At 62.1% G+C, this 15,864-nt stretch carries 13 protein-coding genes and 1 pseudogene; 9 read left to right on the top strand and 5 right to left on the bottom strand.

The features are described from left to right. Positions 1-85: 85 nt before the first annotated feature. Entirely contained in the window at positions 86-301 is a 216-nt protein-coding gene (locus H0I86_RS30085; RefSeq protein WP_007928303.1) for a TOBE domain-containing protein, read from the top strand. 194 nt (positions 302-495) lie between these two features. On the opposite strand, the gene H0I86_RS30080 is transcribed toward H0I86_RS30085, so the two are convergent. Then, a complete protein-coding gene (locus H0I86_RS30080; protein WP_124355511.1) occupies positions 496-1,131 on the bottom strand; it encodes a TetR/AcrR family transcriptional regulator in 636 nt (211 codons plus the stop codon). 222 nt (positions 1,132-1,353) lie between these two features. Further along, complete coding sequence (locus tag H0I86_RS30075) at positions 1,354-2,730, bottom strand: glutamine synthetase family protein (protein ID WP_009051380.1); 1,377 nt, start codon at positions 2,728-2,730, stop codon at positions 1,354-1,356. A gap of 268 nt (positions 2,731-2,998) precedes the next feature. Here H0I86_RS30075 and H0I86_RS30070 point away from each other — a divergent pair, with 268 nt between their 5' ends. The 8 genes from H0I86_RS30070 (at position 2,999) to H0I86_RS30035 (ending at position 12,186) form a co-directional block, all read left to right on the top strand. Next, a complete protein-coding gene (locus tag H0I86_RS30070; RefSeq protein WP_180923195.1) occupies positions 2,999-3,796 on the top strand; it encodes a gamma-glutamyl-gamma-aminobutyrate hydrolase family protein in 798 nt (265 codons plus the stop codon). A gap of 30 nt (positions 3,797-3,826) precedes the next feature. Further along, complete coding sequence (locus tag H0I86_RS30065; RefSeq protein ID WP_007928318.1) at positions 3,827-5,185, top strand: glutamine synthetase family protein; 1,359 nt, start codon at positions 3,827-3,829, stop codon at positions 5,183-5,185. A 57-nt stretch (positions 5,186-5,242) separates the two neighbouring features. Beyond that, positions 5,243-6,607, top strand: a complete 1,365-nt coding sequence (locus H0I86_RS30060) for an aspartate aminotransferase family protein (RefSeq protein WP_180923194.1) — start codon at positions 5,243-5,245, stop codon at positions 6,605-6,607. Positions 6,608-6,792: 185 nt separating this feature from the next. After that, positions 6,793-7,887, top strand: a complete 1,095-nt coding sequence (locus H0I86_RS30055) for a polyamine ABC transporter substrate-binding protein (RefSeq protein ID WP_123363317.1) — start codon at positions 6,793-6,795, stop codon at positions 7,885-7,887. A gap of 186 nt (positions 7,888-8,073) precedes the next feature. Beyond that, complete coding sequence (locus H0I86_RS30050; protein ID WP_023967926.1) at positions 8,074-9,168, top strand: polyamine ABC transporter substrate-binding protein; 1,095 nt, start codon at positions 8,074-8,076, stop codon at positions 9,166-9,168. 71 nt (positions 9,169-9,239) lie between these two features. After that, positions 9,240-10,382, top strand: a complete 1,143-nt coding sequence (locus H0I86_RS30045; RefSeq protein ID WP_007928322.1) for an ABC transporter ATP-binding protein — start codon at positions 9,240-9,242, stop codon at positions 10,380-10,382. Between the two features lie 35 nt (positions 10,383-10,417). After that, positions 10,418-11,299, top strand: a complete 882-nt coding sequence (locus H0I86_RS30040) for an ABC transporter permease subunit (RefSeq protein ID WP_180925933.1) — start codon at positions 10,418-10,420, stop codon at positions 11,297-11,299. Continuing rightward, complete coding sequence (locus tag H0I86_RS30035) at positions 11,296-12,186, top strand: ABC transporter permease subunit (RefSeq protein WP_023967929.1); 891 nt, start codon at positions 11,296-11,298, stop codon at positions 12,184-12,186. Before H0I86_RS30040 ends, H0I86_RS30035 begins: the two co-directional genes overlap by 4 nt. Positions 12,187-12,376: 190 nt before the next feature. On the opposite strand, the pseudogene H0I86_RS30030 reads toward H0I86_RS30035, so the two are convergent. From H0I86_RS30030 to H0I86_RS30020, 3 genes and pseudogenes are all read right to left on the bottom strand, one after another. Next, a pseudogene (locus tag H0I86_RS30030) lies at positions 12,377-12,499 on the bottom strand (carboxymuconolactone decarboxylase family protein); the annotation flags it as partial. 161 nt (positions 12,500-12,660) lie between these two features. Beyond that, complete coding sequence (locus tag H0I86_RS30025) at positions 12,661-15,072, bottom strand: penicillin acylase family protein (RefSeq protein ID WP_180923193.1); 2,412 nt, start codon at positions 15,070-15,072, stop codon at positions 12,661-12,663. Between the two features lie 107 nt (positions 15,073-15,179). Then, positions 15,180-15,758, bottom strand: a complete 579-nt coding sequence (locus tag H0I86_RS30020) for a DUF6436 domain-containing protein (protein ID WP_180923192.1) — start codon at positions 15,756-15,758, stop codon at positions 15,180-15,182. Between the last annotated feature and the right edge of the window lie 106 nt (positions 15,759-15,864).

The raw sequence follows: 15,864 nt of genomic DNA, 5'->3' as shown, positions 1-15,864 counted from the left end.
GCAAGCTGCAAGAAGGAGTCGAGTGCTTTTACTTGCAGCTTGCCGCTTGAAACTTGCCGCTTATTTCGACCCGAGGAGAAATCGTATGACTATCAAGGCCATCAACGTTCGCAACCAGTTCAAAGGCACCATCAAGGAAATCGTCGAAGGCGACGTGCTCTCGGAAATCGACGTGCAGACTGCCTCCGGCATCGTCACATCGGTGATTACCACCCGTTCGGTCCGGGAACTGGAACTGGCGATCGGCAGCGAAGTGATCGCGTTCGTGAAATCCACCGAGGTGTCGATCGCCAAGTTGTGATCGATGCGCGACAACCGGCCCCGGACGGCGTGAGCCCTTCGGGGCTTTTTTGTGGGCGATGACTGCCGTAGCCGCTGCCGAGCCTGCGAGGCTGCGATCGAGGTGGGCGGCATTCCGACGCAGCCTTCGCCAACCGGTTTACCTGAAGGAATGCATGGCCAGGTTTCACGGCCGCGTTGCGGCCGGGCGAGCGGCTACAGGGCAGGGCGCTTGGGCAGGTAAGGTGGCAGGTACAACCCCAGGTAGGCATCGAACACCCGCATGCCTTCCTCGGCCATGCGCTCGGTGATCTGCCCATGCTGCTGGACCGAGCGCGCGTAGACGCGGTCGCCCAGTTCCATGGCCAGGGTGAACACATCGACATCCGCGGGCAGCGCCGGCAGCTGGAAGTGCTGGTCGAACAGCTTGTGCATCAGGTCGCCCAGTTCGATGTCGTGCTGGCGGTCGGCCTGGGTGACCTCGGTGAGGCCATGCTGGGCCAGGATCAGCTGGCGGGCCGCGGCGTCGGCGCTGTAGATGGCGAGCATGCGCTGTTCGACCAATCGCGACAGGTCGTGCCAACTGCTCAGGGCTGCGTGGTCGATAGGCTCTTGCAGGCAGGCGCGGAATGCGGCGTGGACGTCGGCGGTCAGGGCTTCGAGCAGGGCCGGAACGCTGGCGAAAAAGTGATAGACCGAGGAGGGCGGGATCTCCGCGCGCTCGGCCACACTGTAGATCGACAGGCTGGCCACGCCCTCGGCGGCAAGCAGGGTGCGGGCGGCATCGAGTATCGAGTCGATCCGGGCCTGGCTGCGTGCGCGGGGTTTGCGGGGGGTGGCTACGCGTGTCATTGGAGTCTCCTGCGGGGCAGCGGGCATTGTACGAGGCGTGTCGGGTGTTGTCTGCCAGGATGCCTTCGCGGGCAAGCCTCGCTCGTGTGGGGTGCTGTCGCGGTAGAAATGGCGTCCCACCGATTCTGTAGGAGCGAGGCTTGCCCGCGATCCGCCGCAAGGCGGCCATAAAAAAACGCCACGGGCCTTTGCGGCCGATGGCGTTCTCTGGGCTACAGCCGCTTACACGGTGTGCAGGTACCAGTTGTACTCGAGGTCGGAGATCGAGTGTTCGAACTCCTCCAGCTCGCTTTCCTTACAGGCCACGAAGATATCGATGTATTTCGGGTCGATGTACTTGGCCATGACTTCGCTGTCGTCCAGCTCGCGCAGTGCGTCGCGCAGGTTGTTCGGCAGGCTTTGCTCGTTCTGCTCGTAGGAGTTGCCTTCGGTTGGCGCGCCCGGTTCGATCTTGTTGACCAGGCCGTGGTGCACACCCGCCAGGACCGAAGCCATCAGCAGGTACGGGTTGGCGTCGGCGCCGGCCACACGGTGTTCCAGGCGGACCGCGTCGGCGGAGCCGGTCGGTACGCGCAGGGCGACGGTGCGGTTGTCCAGGCCCCAGCTCGGCGAGTTCGGCACATAGAACTGCGCGCCGAAACGACGGTAGGAGTTGACGTTCGGGCAGAGGAAAGCCATCTGCGCCGGTAGGGTCTCGAGCACACCGCCGATCGCGTGACGCAGTGCGGCGTTCTGCTCGGGATCCTCGCTGGCAAAAATATTCTTGCCGTCCTTGTCCAGGACCGAAATGTGGACGTGCAGACCATTACCCGCCTGGCCTGGGTAAGGCTTGGCCATGAAGGTGGTGTCCATCTCATGGTCGTAGGCGATGTTCTTGATCAGACGCTTGAGCAGTACCGCATAGTCGCAGGCCTTGATCGGGTCGGCGACGTGGTGCAGGTTCACCTCGAATTGCGCCGGAGCACTTTCCTTGACGATGGCGTCGGCCGGGATGCCTTGTTCTTTCGCGCCTTCGAGAATGTCCTGCAGGCAGTCGACGTATTCGTCGAGGTCGTCGATCAGGTAGACCTGGGTCGAATGCGGGCGCTTGCCGGAGATCGGCGAGCGTGGCGGTTGTGGCCGGCCATTCACGTTCTCCTGGTCGATCAGGTAGAACTCCAGTTCAAACGCGGCGCAGATGGTCAGGCCCAGCTCGTCGAACTTGGCAACGACTTGACGCAGCACTTCGCGCGGGTCGGCGAAGAAAGGGTCGCCTTCGAGTTCGTGCATGGTCATCAGCAGTTGCGCGGTGGGGCGCTTCTGCCAGGGTTCATTGCACAGGGTATCGGGGATTGGATAGCAGATTCGATCGGCGTCGCCGATGTCCAGGCCCAGGCCGGTGCTTTCCACCGTCGAGCCGTTGATATCCAGGGCAAATAAAGAGGCCGGCAGGTTGATGCCTTTCTCGTAAACCTTGTGGAGGCTGGTGCGTTCGATGCGCTTGCCGCGCACCACACCATTCATATCCGCAATCAGAAGGTCAACGTACAGAACCTCAGGATGTTCCTTAAGGAACGCGTTCGCTTCGTTAAGCTGAACGGCACGCGGGGGTACCGACATGATGCAACACCTTTGTTGTTAAAAATATCAATCATTGATCTTTTCAGGTTTCAGTCAACCCGAACGGCATGCCGAAGTCAAGCGAGGCCTTTTTTGCCCTAAAAAAGCGCCTGTGGGGCATTTTTGGGGCGCTTTTCTGGCTTCGGAGGGCTTGGCCGCCGCGGCCTTGAGCGGGCCGTGTTGTATTTTTTACGGGGGTGTTGTGTAAAAAAATGAACAAGGCTAAGCTCGATTTAAACCCATAACAGCAATAATACCGGGGTGTTTCATGTCTCGCCTGCCGTTAATCGGCGTCACCGCCTGCTCTAGGCAGATCGGTCTGCATGCTTATCACATCAGTGGCGACAAGTACGTCCGCGCAGTGGCAGTAGCAGCCAAGGGCGTGCCCATGATCCTCCCGTCCCTGGCCGATATTCTGAGCCCGTCCGATATTCTGGACGGTCTGGATGGCATCCTCTTTACCGGTTCACCCTCCAATATCGAGCCTTTTCACTATAGCGGTCCCGCCAGCGCGCCGGGAACCGCGCACGATCCTGCCCGTGATGCCAGCACCCTGCCGTTGATCCGCGCCGCGGTGGCGGCCGGGGTTCCGGTATTGGGGATCTGCCGCGGTTTCCAGGAAATGAACGTGGCCTTCGGCGGTAGCCTGCACCAGCGGGTCCACGAAGCCGGCCCGTTCATGGACCACCGCGAGGACGATAGCCGGCCGGTGGAAGTGCAATACGGTCCGGCCCATGCGCTGTATGTACAGCCGGGCGGGGTGCTGGCCGGTCTCGGCCTGCCGGCGCAGATTGAGGTCAATTCGATTCATGGCCAAGGCGTTGAACGTCTGGCGCCGGGCCTGAAGATAGAGGCCCTGGCACCCGACGGGTTGATTGAAGCCTTCTCCGTCGAGGGGGCGCCGATCGAGGGCGGCAAGGCTTTTGCTTTGGGGGTGCAATGGCACCCTGAATGGCAGGTAAGCTCTAACCCTCACTACCTCGCCATCTTCCAGGCATTTGGCGATGCCTGTCGCAAGCGGGTAATTCAACGCGACGCCAATGCGTCACAAAAACCTGGCTTATAAGAGCCAGGAAACTCACGCCTAGAGGCATTTATGAGTAACAACCTCGACCAGCTCACCGATTGGTTGAAAGACCACAAGATCACAGAAGTCGAATGCATGATTGGCGACCTGACCGGGATCACCCGGGGCAAGATCTCGCCGACCAACAAGTTCATTGCCGAAAAAGGCATGCGCCTGCCCGAGAGCGTGCTGTTGCAGACGGTGACCGGCGACTATGTCGAAGACGACATCTATTACGAACTGCTGGACCCGGCCGACATCGACATGGTCTGCCGTCCGGACCAGAACGCGGTATTCCTCGTGCCCTGGGCCATCGAGCCGACCGCCCAGGTGATCCACGACACCTACGACAAGCAGGGCAACCCGATCGAGCTGTCGCCGCGCAACGTGCTCAAGAAGGTCCTGAAACTCTACGCCGACCACGGCTGGCAGCCGATCGTGGCGCCGGAGATGGAGTTCTACCTGACCAAGCGCAGCGACGACCCGGACTATCCGTTGCAGCCACCGGTCGGCCGCTCCGGTCGCCCGGAAACCGGTCGCCAGTCGTTCTCCATCGAAGCGGCCAACGAATTCGACCCGCTGTTCGAGGACGTCTACGACTGGTGCGAACTGCAGGAACTGGACCTCGACACGCTGATCCACGAAGACGGCACGGCGCAGATGGAAATCAACTTCCGTCACGGCGACGCCCTGTCCCTGGCCGACCAGATCCTGGTGTTCAAGCGCACCATGCGTGAAGCCGCGCTCAAGCATGAGGTGGCCGCTACTTTCATGGCCAAGCCGATGACCGGCGAGCCGGGCAGCGCCATGCACCTGCACCAGAGCATCATCGACATCGAGACCGGCAAGAACGTCTTCTCCAATGAAGACGGGACCATGAGCCAGCTGTTCCTCAACCACATCGGCGGCCTGCAGAAGTTCATCCCCGAGCTGCTGCCGCTGTTCGCGCCCAACGTCAACTCGTTCCGCCGCTTCCTGCCGGACACCTCGGCGCCGGTGAACGTGGAGTGGGGCGAAGAGAACCGCACCGTGGGCCTGCGTGTTCCGGATGCCGGGCCGCAGAACCGCCGGGTGGAAAACCGCCTGCCGGGCGCCGACGCCAACCCTTACCTGGCCATCGCCGCCAGCCTGCTGTGCGGTTTCATCGGCATGGTCGAAGGCCACAATCCGAGCGCGCCGGTAGTCGGCCGCGGTTACGAGCGCCGCAACCTGCGCCTGCCGTTGACCATCGAGGACGCTCTGGAGCGCATGGAAAACAGCAAGACCATCGAGAAATACCTGGGCAAGAAATTCATCACTGGCTACGTCGCGGTCAAGCGGGCCGAGCATGAAAACTTCAAGCGCGTCATCAGTTCGTGGGAGCGGGAGTTCCTGCTCTTCGCCGTCTGATGCGCGGGGCGCCGCCGTCACCGGCAGCGCCCTCACCGGAAAACTAGGAGAGTTCCAATGACCAGCAACAACCCGCAAACCCGTGAGTGGCAAACCCTCAGCAGCGAGCACCACCTGGCACCGTTCAGCGACTTCAAGCAGTTGAAGGAGAAGGGGCCGCGGATCATCACTAATGCCGAGGGCGTTTACCTCTGGGACAGCGAGGGCAACAAGATCCTCGACGGCATGGCCGGGCTGTGGTGCGTGGCCATCGGTTACGGCCGCGAAGAACTGGTCGAAGCCGCCAGCAAGCAGATGCGCGAGCTGCCGTACTACAACCTGTTCTTCCAGACCGCTCACCCGCCGGCGCTGGAACTGGCCAAGGCCATCTCCGATGTTGCCCCGCAGGGCATGAACCATGTGTTCTTCACCGGTTCCGGCTCCGAAGGCAACGACACCATGCTGCGCATGGTTCGCCACTACTGGGCGATCAAGGGCCAGCCGAAGAAGAAAACCATCATCAGCCGGGTAAACGGCTATCACGGTTCCACCGTGGCCGGCGCGAGCCTGGGCGGCATGACCTACATGCACGAACAGGGCGACTTGCCGATCCCGGGCATCGTGCACATTCCGCAGCCTTACTGGTTCGGTGAAGGCGGCGACATGACCCCGGACGAGTTCGGGATCTGGGTGGCCAACCAACTGGAAGAGAAGATTCTCGAAGTCGGCATCGATAACGTCGGCGCCTTCATTGCCGAGCCGATCCAGGGCGCGGGCGGCGTGATCGTTCCGCCGGAAAGCTACTGGCCGCGAATCAAGGAAATCCTCGCCAAGTACGACATCCTGTTCGTCGCCGACGAGGTGATCTGTGGTTTCGGGCGTACCGGTGAGTGGTTCGGTAGCGATTTCTACGACCTCAAGCCGGACATGATGACCATCGCCAAGGGCCTGACCTCCGGCTACATCCCCATGGGTGGCCTGGTGGTGCGCGACGAAGTGGTGGCGGTGCTCAACGAGGGCGGCGATTTCAACCACGGTTTCACCTATTCCGGGCACCCGGTGGCCGCCGCCGTGGCCCTGGAAAACATCCGCATCATGCGCGACGAAAAAATTATCGAGCGCGTCAAGGCAGAAACGGCACCTTATTTGCAGAAACGTCTGCGGGAACTGAACGATCACCCGCTGGTGGGTGAGGTTCGCGGAGTCGGCCTGTTGGGTGCCATCGAGCTGGTTCAGGACAAGGCCACCCGTGCGCGGTATGTCGGAAAAGGCGTCGGCATGATCTGCCGGCAGTTCTGCTTCGACAACGGCCTGATCATGCGCGCCGTGGGCGACACCATGATCATTGCTCCGCCCCTGGTGATCACCAAGGAGGAGATCGATGAGCTGGTGAGCAAGGCCCGCAAGTGCCTGGACCTGACCTTGAGTGCGTTGCAGGGCTAAGTGCTAGGCTCTGAGCGAAGTACCCTGCGGTACTTCACTCGGGGCGGCCATAAAGGATGGGTCTTCTGTTGAAAGCCCGCCTTGGAACTTGCCAGACTACCGCCTGTTTTTAGTTGCCTGGCAACCGGTCGCTGAACACAAGGTTAAAAAGAATAATTGGAGCATGACGCATGAAGGCAATAGGTATGAAGAAAGCTGGCAAGACCCTCCTCGCCATGTCCCTGATGGGCGCGATGGCGGCAGTGGCCCAGGCAGACGACAAGGTGCTGCACGTTTACAACTGGTCCGACTACATCGCACCTGACACCATCGCGAACTTCGAGAAAGAGTCCGGGATCAAGGTGGTCTACGACGTTTTCGATAGCAACGAGACCCTGGAAGCCAAACTGCTGGCAGGCAAGTCCGGTTACGACGTGGTCGTGCCATCGAACAACTTCCTGGCCAAGCAGATCAAGGCCGGTGTCTATCAGGAGCTGGACGTCTCCAAGTTGCCCAACTGGAAAAACCTGAACCAGGATCTGCTCAAGGCGGTTTCGGTCAGTGACCCGGGCAACAAGCATGCTTTCCCATACATGTGGGGTTCCATCGGCATCGGTTACAACCCGGAGAAGGTCAAGGCTGCGCTGGGCGTCGACAAGATCGATTCCTGGGATACCCTGCTCAAGCCCGAGAACATCGCCAAGCTCAAGGGCTGCGGCGTGAGCTTCCTCGACTCGCCAACCGAAATGATCCCGGTCGCCCTGCATTACCTGGGCCTGCCGACCGACAGCCAGAAGAAAGACGACATCAAGAAAGCCGAAGAGCTGTTCCTCAAGATCCGTCCTTCGATCACCTATTTCCACTCCTCCAAGTACATCTCGGACCTGGCCAACGGCAACATCTGCGTAGCGGTCGGTTACTCGGGTGACGTCCAGCAGGCCAAGTCCCGTGCCGCCGAAGCCGGCGACAAGGTGAAAGTCAGCTACGTCATTCCGAAAGAAGGCGCCGGCACCTTCTACGACATGGTCGCTATCCCCAAGGATGCGGAAAACGTCGAGGGCGCCTACAAGTTCATGACCTACCTGCAGAAGCCTGAAGTCATGGCCAGCATCACCAATGCCGTGCGTTTCCCGAACGGCAACGCCGCCGCAACGGCGCTGGTGGAAAAGGACATCACCAGCGATCCGGGCATCTACCCGCCAGCCGACGTGCAGGCCAAGCTGTATGCGATCGCCGATCTGCCGGCCGCTACCCAGCGTGAGTTGACCCGCAGCTGGACCAAGATCAAATCCGGCAAATAAACCGGTTTGAGGCAGCAACCGCTGGCTGTCGTCCCCGCGAGGGCGGTCAGCGGTGCAATTAAATGACAGAAAGTTTTGCTGGATCGGTTTATCGAAGGTAAGTTGCGCGCCGGTTTTGTTGCTGGGCAGCTCTTGGCTGTCATGTAGTGCGGGCAACTCAGGCCCAATTGTTTAGAGGACCTCCACTTGCCTATTTCTTTATTTCGCAAAGCCATGCTGGTGGGCGCCGGGCTGACGCTGGCCGTCAGCGCCTATGCTGCGCCGACCGTGCATATTTATAACTGGTCTGACTATATCGGTCAGAGCACATTGGCGGACTTCGAAAAGGCCACCGGCATCAAGCCGCTGTACGACGTGTTCGACTCCAACGAAACCCTGGAAGGCAAGTTGCTCGCCGGTCGTACCGGCTATGACGTGGTCGTGCCGTCCAATCACTTCCTGGGCAAGCAGATCAAGGCCGGAGCGTTCCAGAAACTCGACAAGGCGCAGTTGCCCAACTATTCGAACCTCGACCCGGTGCTGCTCAAGCGCCTGGAGAAGAACGACCCGGGCAACCAGTACGCCGTGCCTTACCTGTGGGGCACCAACGGCATCGGCTATAACGTCGAGAAGGTCAAGGCCGCGCTGGGCGTGGACAAGATCGACTCCTGGGCCATGCTGTTCGAGCCGGAAAACATCAAGAAGCTGTCGAGCTGCGGCGTCGCCTTCCTCGACTCCGCCGATGAAATGCTCCCGGCGGTACTCAACTACATGGGCCTGGACCCCAACAGCCAGAACCCCGACGACTACAAGAAGGCCGAAGCCAAGTTGCTGGCGGTGCGACCTTACGTGACCTACTTCAATTCCTCGAAATACATCTCCGACCTGGCCAATGGCGAAATCTGCGTGGCCGCAGGCTTCTCCGGCGATGTGTTCCAGGCCAAGGCGCGCGCCGCCGAAGCCGGCAAGGGCATCGAGATCGCCTATGTGATCCCCAAGGAAGGCGGCAACCTCTGGTTCGACATGCTGGCCATTCCCAAGGACGCCGGTAACGTCAAGCAGGCCCATGCCTTCATCAATTACCTGCTCAAGCCTGAGGTGATCGCCCAGGTCAGCGACTCCGTCGGCTACGCCAACCCGAACCCCAAGGCGGGCGAGCTGATGGACCAATCGGTCCGCAAGGACGAAGCGGTTTACCCACCGCAGGAGATCGTCGACAAGCTGTACGTCAACTCGGAGTTGCCGCCCAAGATCCAACGACTCATGACCCGCAGCTGGACCAAGGTCAAGTCGGGCAAATAGTGTCAATCGCTCAAACTATCCAGAGTTCGCCCGCATGGGGCGAACTGCAAATTCTGTTGGGAGTTTCGTAAATGGCAGTTGCCTCCGGCGCCTACAAGAAAGCCCTCGAGGGCGACCAGACACCGAAGCAGGTGTTGGTCAAGATCGACCGGGTCACGAAGAAGTTCGACGAGACGATTGCCGTGGACGACGTGTCCCTGGAAATCAAGAAAGGCGAGATCTTCGCCCTGCTCGGCGGTTCTGGCTCGGGTAAGTCCACCTTGCTGCGCATGCTCGCGGGGTTCGAACGGCCCACGGAGGGGCGCATCTACCTGGACGGTGTGGACATCACCGACATGCCGCCCTACGAGCGGCCGATCAACATGATGTTCCAGTCCTACGCCTTGTTCCCGCACATGACCGTGGCGCAGAACATCGCCTTCGGCCTGCAGCAGGACAAGATTCCCAAGGCCGAGATCGACGCCCGCGTGGCCGAGATGCTCAAGCTGGTGCAGATGAGCCAGTACGCCAAGCGCAAGCCGCATCAACTCTCTGGCGGTCAGCGCCAGCGCGTGGCCCTGGCCCGCTCCCTGGCCAAGCGGCCGAAGCTGCTGTTGCTCGATGAGCCGATGGGCGCGCTGGATAAAAAGCTGCGCTCGCAGATGCAGCTGGAGCTGGTGGAGATCATCGAGCGTGTCGGAGTGACCTGCGTGATGGTGACCCACGACCAGGAAGAGGCCATGACCATGGCCGAGCGTATTGCGATCATGCACCTGGGCTGGATCGCCCAGATCGGCAGCCCGATCGACATCTACGAGACCCCGACCAGCCGCCTGGTCTGCGAATTCATCGGCAACGTCAACATCTTCGAAGGTGAAGTGATCGACGACGCCGAAGGCCACGCGACCATTACCTGCAAGGACCTGGATCGCAACATCTACGTGGGCCACGGCATCAGCACCTCGGTGCAGGACAAGTCGGTGACCTACGCCATCCGCCCGGAAAAACTCCTGGTGACCCCGGACATGCCGACCTGCGAATACAACTGGTCGAGCGGCAAGGTGCACGACATCGCCTACCTGGGCGGCCACTCGGTGTTCTACGTCGAGCTGCCGAGCGGCAAGCTGGTGCAGTCGTTCGTGGCCAACGCCGAGCGTCGCGGCGCGCGGCCGACCTGGGGCGACCAGGTGTACGTCTGGTGGGAAGACGACAGCGGCGTGGTACTGCGCTCATGAACATGCGAAAGCTCAAGCGCCGCCTCAATCGAATAATTCCCGGTGGCCGCCAGCTGGTCATCGGGGTCCCGTTCCTCTGGCTGTTCCTGTTCTTCATGCTGCCGTTCTTCATCGTCCTGAAGATCAGCTTCGCCGAAGCGGACGTGGCCATTCCGCCGTACACCGAGATCTACAGCTTCATCGACCAGAAGCTGCAGGTGCTGCTCAACCTGGGCAACTACGCGATGCTCGGCGACGACGAGTTGTACATCGCCGCCTACCTCGGCTCGCTGAAGATGGCGTTCTTCAGCACGCTGCTGTGCCTGCTGATCGGCTACCCGATGGCCTATGCCATCGCCAGCGCCCGCAAAGAGCTGCAGACCGTGCTGGTGCTGCTGATCATGATGCCGACCTGGACCGCGATCCTGATCCGCGTCTACGCCTGGATGGGCATCCTCAGCAACAACGGCCTGCTCAACGGCTTCCTGATGAGCATGGGCTTGATCGACGAGCCGCTGCAGATCCTCAACACCAACCTGGCGGTGTACATCGGCGTGGTCTATTCGTACCTGCCGTTCATGATCCTGCCGCTCTACGCCAACCTGGTGAAGCACGATACCAGCCTGCTGGAAGCCGCCTCGGACCTGGGTTCGAGCACCTTCAACAGTTTCTGGAAAATCACCGTGCCGCTGTCGAAGAACGGCATCATCGCCGGCTGCATGCTGGTGTTCATCCCGGTGGTGGGCGAGTTCGTGATCCCGGAACTGCTCGGCGGTCCGGAAACCCTGATGATCGGTAAAGTGCTCTGGCAAGAGTTCTTCAACAACCGTGACTGGCCGGTGGCGTCGGCCCTGGCAGTGGTGATGCTGGCGATCCTGATTGTGCCGATCATCCTCTTCAACCGCAGTCAGGCCAAAGAAATGGAGGGCAAGGAATGAAGCGCTTCAGTTTCTCGAACCTGATGCTGGTGGTGGGGCTGCTGTTCATCTACCTGCCGATGCTGATCCTGGTGATCTACTCGTTCAACGCCTCCAAGCTGGTGACGGTCTGGGGCGGCTGGTCGGTGAAGTGGTACGTCGGCCTGCTGGACAACTCGCAACTGATGGGCTCGGTGGTGCGCTCCCTGGAGATCGCCTGCTACACCGCGATTGCCGCGGTGGCCCTGGGCACCCTGGCGGCCTTCGTCCTGACCCGTATCACCCACTTCAAGGGCCGCACGCTGTTCGGCGGCCTGGTCACCGCGCCGCTGGTGATGCCGGAAGTGATCACCGGTCTGTCGCTGTTGCTGCTGTTCGTGGCCATGGCGCAGATGATCGGCTGGCCGCAGGAGCGCGGCATCGTCACTATCTGGATCGCCCACACCACGTTCTGCGCCGCCTATGTGGCGGTGGTGGTGTCGGCGCGCCTGCGCGAGCTGGACCTGTCCATCGAAGAGGCGGCCATGGACCTGGGGGCGCGGCCGTGGAAGGTGTTCTTCCTGATCACCATCCCGATGATCGCGCCGTCGCTGGCGGCCGGCGGCATGATGTCCTTCGCCCTGTCCCTGGACGATCTGGTGCTGGCGAGCTTCGTCTCCGGCCCGGGTTCCACGACTTTGCCGATGGAAGTGTTCTCGGCGGTGCGTCTCGGGGTGAAACCGGAGATCAACGCCGTGGCCAGCCTGATCCTGCTGGCGGTGTCGCTGGTGACCTTCCTGGTCTGGTACTTCAGCCGCCAGGCCGAAGAGCGCCGCAAGCGCGCCATCCAGCAAGCCATCGAAGAGGCCGCGGCCGATTCCTGGAAACAGCCGGACGTGCGCCGCGCACAGGCCCCGGAAGCGGCCTGATAGGCAACAGCCGGAAGGCTTTGACCGTGACAAGACATCGCCCCTGTTCAGGGGCGATGTCGTTTTCGGGGGGAGCCGCTGCAGCAGGCTGCGATCGACCGGAACGGTCGAAGCGGTCTCAAGGTCGCCGAGGTCCTTCGCACCTACCGCAGCCTGCGGCAGCGGCTACAGCGATAGCTTCGAAAACGCCTCAGCTCTTCAGCGAGTCGTATGCCTTCAGGGTATGCAGTGAATAGACATAGGCCGCTCCGGCATTCAACGAGATGGCGGTGGCAATCTCTTCACGGGTGGCCCCGGCCTTGAGCGCCGCTTCGGGTTACCCAATCCGCTCACGATGCCCGCGGCACGCCGGAGTCCCTATAGGAGCGGCCAGTCGACGCTCGATTGCTCGCGAGACGGCAGATCTGACCTGGCGTATCGACTGGACCGCCAGCAAGCTGGCTCCTGCAGGTTGTGCGTCGTTTACCGTGGGGCTTACTGCGCCGCCCGCGCCGGCAACAGCTTCAGGGTGCTGTGGGTATTGGCCATGACTTCTTCTTCGTTGAAGTGCGCCTGCTGGTACACCCCTTCGATATAGGCCTCGGCCTGATCCTGATAGTGCTTGTCGAACAGCACGCCGCTTTGCCCGACCGGGTTGACGGTCAGGCTGTGGGCCGGGTCGGCGAAGTCGATCAGGCGCCGGGTCGAAGGGCCGTAGGTCACCGGCCAGGGTGCCGGGCCGATCTTGGCCGATTGATTGTTCGGCACTTCGTGGGTGCCCGGCGCGGCGAACGGGCCGACGTTGAAAACCCGGTCCAGGGGCTTCTGCAGGCCCAGCGGATGGCTGTGGGTCAGGGTATGCGCCTGGCCCCACCGCCATTGGGTCGGGTTGTCGCCAAAGGTCGCCTTGAGATGAGCGAGACTCGCGCGCCAGGCGACCCTGACCGTGTCGGCGCGGCTTTCCTGGCCCAGGGTGTTGCGGTTGTCCCACCATGGCGAGTCGGCGGAGGCGGCCAGGCGTGGCAGCGCGGCGTCGATCACCCGGGTGGACAGCAGGGTGTCGAAGAAGGCGTCGCCCAGCTCGTCGTGGAAGGCCGCGTCGGTGAGGTTGAACAGGAACTGGTTGAACAGGGTGGCGCTGGTGGAGTCCAGCGGGTAGTCGCCTTTCCACTGCGCCAGTTGCTCCACCAGCTTGAGTTCCTGCGGGTCGCTCACCACCTCGCGCAACACCGGCAGCAGCGGCGCCAGCAGGCGCGGGCCGTAGGCGGTGGTGGTGCCCAGCTGGAGCTTCTGGCTGGTTTCGATATCCCACTTCACGCTCTTGTCGCTGAGCTGGCGGTCCAGTTGCTGGCCGCGGTCGGCGAGATTGTAGTAGCCGGGAATCTCCATACCGGTAGGCGAGACCGGCTGGAAGTTGGCCGAAACGATATAGCCGCGCGCCGGGTTTTCTTCCTGCGGGTTGGCGCTGAACGGGTAGAAGCCCTCTTTGTCCGCCAGCGAGGTGCTGCCGTCGAGAATGAATGCGCCCTTGGCGCCGATCGGGCGCTTGGGCAACAGTGCCGCGGCCCACCAGCCGATATCGCCCTTGGCGTTGGCCCAGACGATGTTCAAGCCCGGTGCCTGGACCTTGGACGCGGCGCTGCGGGCCTTGGCCAGGGTGTCGGCGCGGTTGAGCTGGTAGAAGCCGTCGAGGATCGGGTTCGGCGTTTCGAGGAAGGCCCACCACATGGCGATCGGTGTCTTGCCGGCATTGGCCCCGAGCACCTCGTTGATGATCGGCCCATGGGGCGACTGGCGCAGGATCTGGGTGACCGGCGACTGGCCCTTCACCGCGATCTGCTGCTCGCTGTTGACCAGGTCGACCCACTTGCCGCGGTACCAGACCTGGTTGGCGTTGTTCGGGTTGACCTTCTCGGCGATCAGGTCCAGGTCGTCGTTCTGGAACATGGTCAGGCTCCAGCCGAAATCCAGGTTGTGGCCGAGAAAGGCGAAGGGCACCAGCGCCTGGTGATGACCATAGAGCTCGAAGCCCGGCGCCGACAGCTGGGCCTCGTACCACACCGACGGCACCGCGAAGCGGATGTGCGGGTCGCCGGCCAGCAATGGCTTGCCGCTCTTGGTGCGGCTGCCGGACACCGCCCAGGCGTTGCTGCCTTCGAATTGCGGCAGGCCGGCGTCGGCCAGGGCCTGTTCGCTCAGCCGGGCGATGGCGCCCAGGTCCTGCCAGTCGCTGGTGGCCAGGCTTGGCGCCAGCGGGCCGCGGCCCTTGGCCAGGGCACCCTTGGGCTGCCAGTCGAGGTCGAAGACTTTCAGGTAGTCGCTGCCGAGCTGGTCGCGCACGTAGGTCAGCAGCGGCTCGGTGCGGAAGGCCGCGGCGAAGCTGTAGGCCATGTAGCCGGCGACGCTGATGCTGTCTTCGGCGGTGAAGGAACGCTTGGGAATGCCAAGGACATCGAACTCGATCGGTTGCGGGTGAGTGTTCTGATACTGATTGATCCCGTCCAGATAGGCTTGCAGGCCCTTCCAGGCAGGCGACTGGCGATCCAGCCCGGCGACGTAGCTGTCGGCGCGTTCGCGGATGCGCAGGCTGCGGAACAGTTTGTCGGTGTCGAGCAGTTTGGGGCCGAGTATCTCGGCCAGCTCACCGCGGGCCAGGCGCCGCATGACCTCCATCTGGAACAGCCGGTCCTGGGCGTGGACATAGCCCAGGGCGCGGTACAGGTCGGTTTCGTTTTCCGCGCGGATATGCGGCACGCCGCGTTCGTCGTAACGCACCGTGACCGAGCCCTGCAGGCGCTCCAGCTCGACCTGGCCCTGGCGCGACGGCTGCTTGCTGTACAGGTACCAGCCTCCACCCGCGGCGAGGGCGAGGATCAGGACGACGAGTACGGTCAGGCTGCGTTTCATGGTGACTCCTTGTTCTTTCTGCGATTTGCCTGCCGTGGGGGAAGGCAAGCATTTAGCACAGGCCTTCTGTGCCGGGCATCCGTTGTCTGTGAAAAGTCAGGAATGCCTTAATCCGTCTGTTTCGGCCATGGACAATAACAGCCCACCGCCAAGGTGTGGGTGGCGCTCACCGTACGGCCTTCGTGCAGGGCCTGAAGGATAGGTTCGATAAAGCTGTTGCTGGAGTTGCAGGTCAGGCCTTCGCTGTAGGGGCCGAAATAGGCCAGGGTGCCGTTGCGGTCCCAGATCGCCACGGCCGGGCTGGCGGGGATCTGCTCCGAGCCGGGCAGGCCGTCGAGGACTTTCAGACGGCTCAGGGTGGCGGGCAACTGGCCGTGGCTGCCGGCCTTCTGCACCGAGTAGAACTCCACACCCTGCGGGCCGTAATGCTCGATCAGCTCGGCCAGGTGCTGCTGGTTGCCGACATTGCACGGGCAGGCCGGGTCCCAGAAGTGCACCAGGCGGATGGCGCCTTCGCCGGCGAGGCCAGGAGGCAGTTGCAGCGGGTCGCCGGAAAACACCGCGGTGTGTTCGCTGAAGGTCCGCAGGAAACGTCCCTGGAACCAGTCGTAGGCGACCCACAGCACCCCGGCGCACAGGAGGACGAGCAGGCTGGCAAGCAGGGTCGTGCGGTAGGGCAGACGCATACGGATCATTCCTCGAAGGTCGCGTAGCTTGCCATGCTTGCCCCGACAGATGAATATCGCAGGCCGATAAAGCCTGTTTCGCGTTTCGCGCCACCCTGGGAAAACC

The organism is Pseudomonas chlororaphis subsp. aurantiaca (assembly GCF_013466605.1).
GTDB classification, from domain to species: Bacteria; Pseudomonadota; Gammaproteobacteria; order Pseudomonadales; family Pseudomonadaceae; genus Aquipseudomonas; species Aquipseudomonas chlororaphis_I.
This window is presented reverse-complemented; position numbering and strand designations above follow the sequence as displayed.

Bases quoted from the DNA above. Each gene is read 5' to 3' on its own strand.
- H0I86_RS30085 (WP_007928303.1), top strand. From the start codon at position 86: ATGACTATCAAGGCCATCAACGTTCGCAACCAGTTCAAAGGCACCATC.
- H0I86_RS30080 (WP_124355511.1), bottom strand. From the start codon at position 1,131: ATGACACGCGTAGCCACCCCCCGCAAACCCCGCGCACGCAGCCAGGCC.
- H0I86_RS30075 (WP_009051380.1), bottom strand. From the start codon at position 2,730: ATGTCGGTACCCCCGCGTGCCGTTCAGCTTAACGAAGCGAACGCGTTC.
- H0I86_RS30070 (WP_180923195.1), top strand. From the start codon at position 2,999: ATGTCTCGCCTGCCGTTAATCGGCGTCACCGCCTGCTCTAGGCAGATC.
- H0I86_RS30065 (WP_007928318.1), top strand. From the start codon at position 3,827: ATGAGTAACAACCTCGACCAGCTCACCGATTGGTTGAAAGACCACAAG.
- H0I86_RS30060 (WP_180923194.1), top strand. From the start codon at position 5,243: ATGACCAGCAACAACCCGCAAACCCGTGAGTGGCAAACCCTCAGCAGC.
- H0I86_RS30055 (WP_123363317.1), top strand. From the start codon at position 6,793: ATGAAGAAAGCTGGCAAGACCCTCCTCGCCATGTCCCTGATGGGCGCG.
- H0I86_RS30045 (WP_007928322.1), top strand. From the start codon at position 9,240: ATGGCAGTTGCCTCCGGCGCCTACAAGAAAGCCCTCGAGGGCGACCAG.
- H0I86_RS30035 (WP_023967929.1), top strand. From the start codon at position 11,296: ATGAAGCGCTTCAGTTTCTCGAACCTGATGCTGGTGGTGGGGCTGCTG.
- H0I86_RS30025 (WP_180923193.1), bottom strand. From the start codon at position 15,072: ATGAAACGCAGCCTGACCGTACTCGTCGTCCTGATCCTCGCCCTCGCC.
- H0I86_RS30020 (WP_180923192.1), bottom strand. From the start codon at position 15,758: ATGCGTCTGCCCTACCGCACGACCCTGCTTGCCAGCCTGCTCGTCCTC.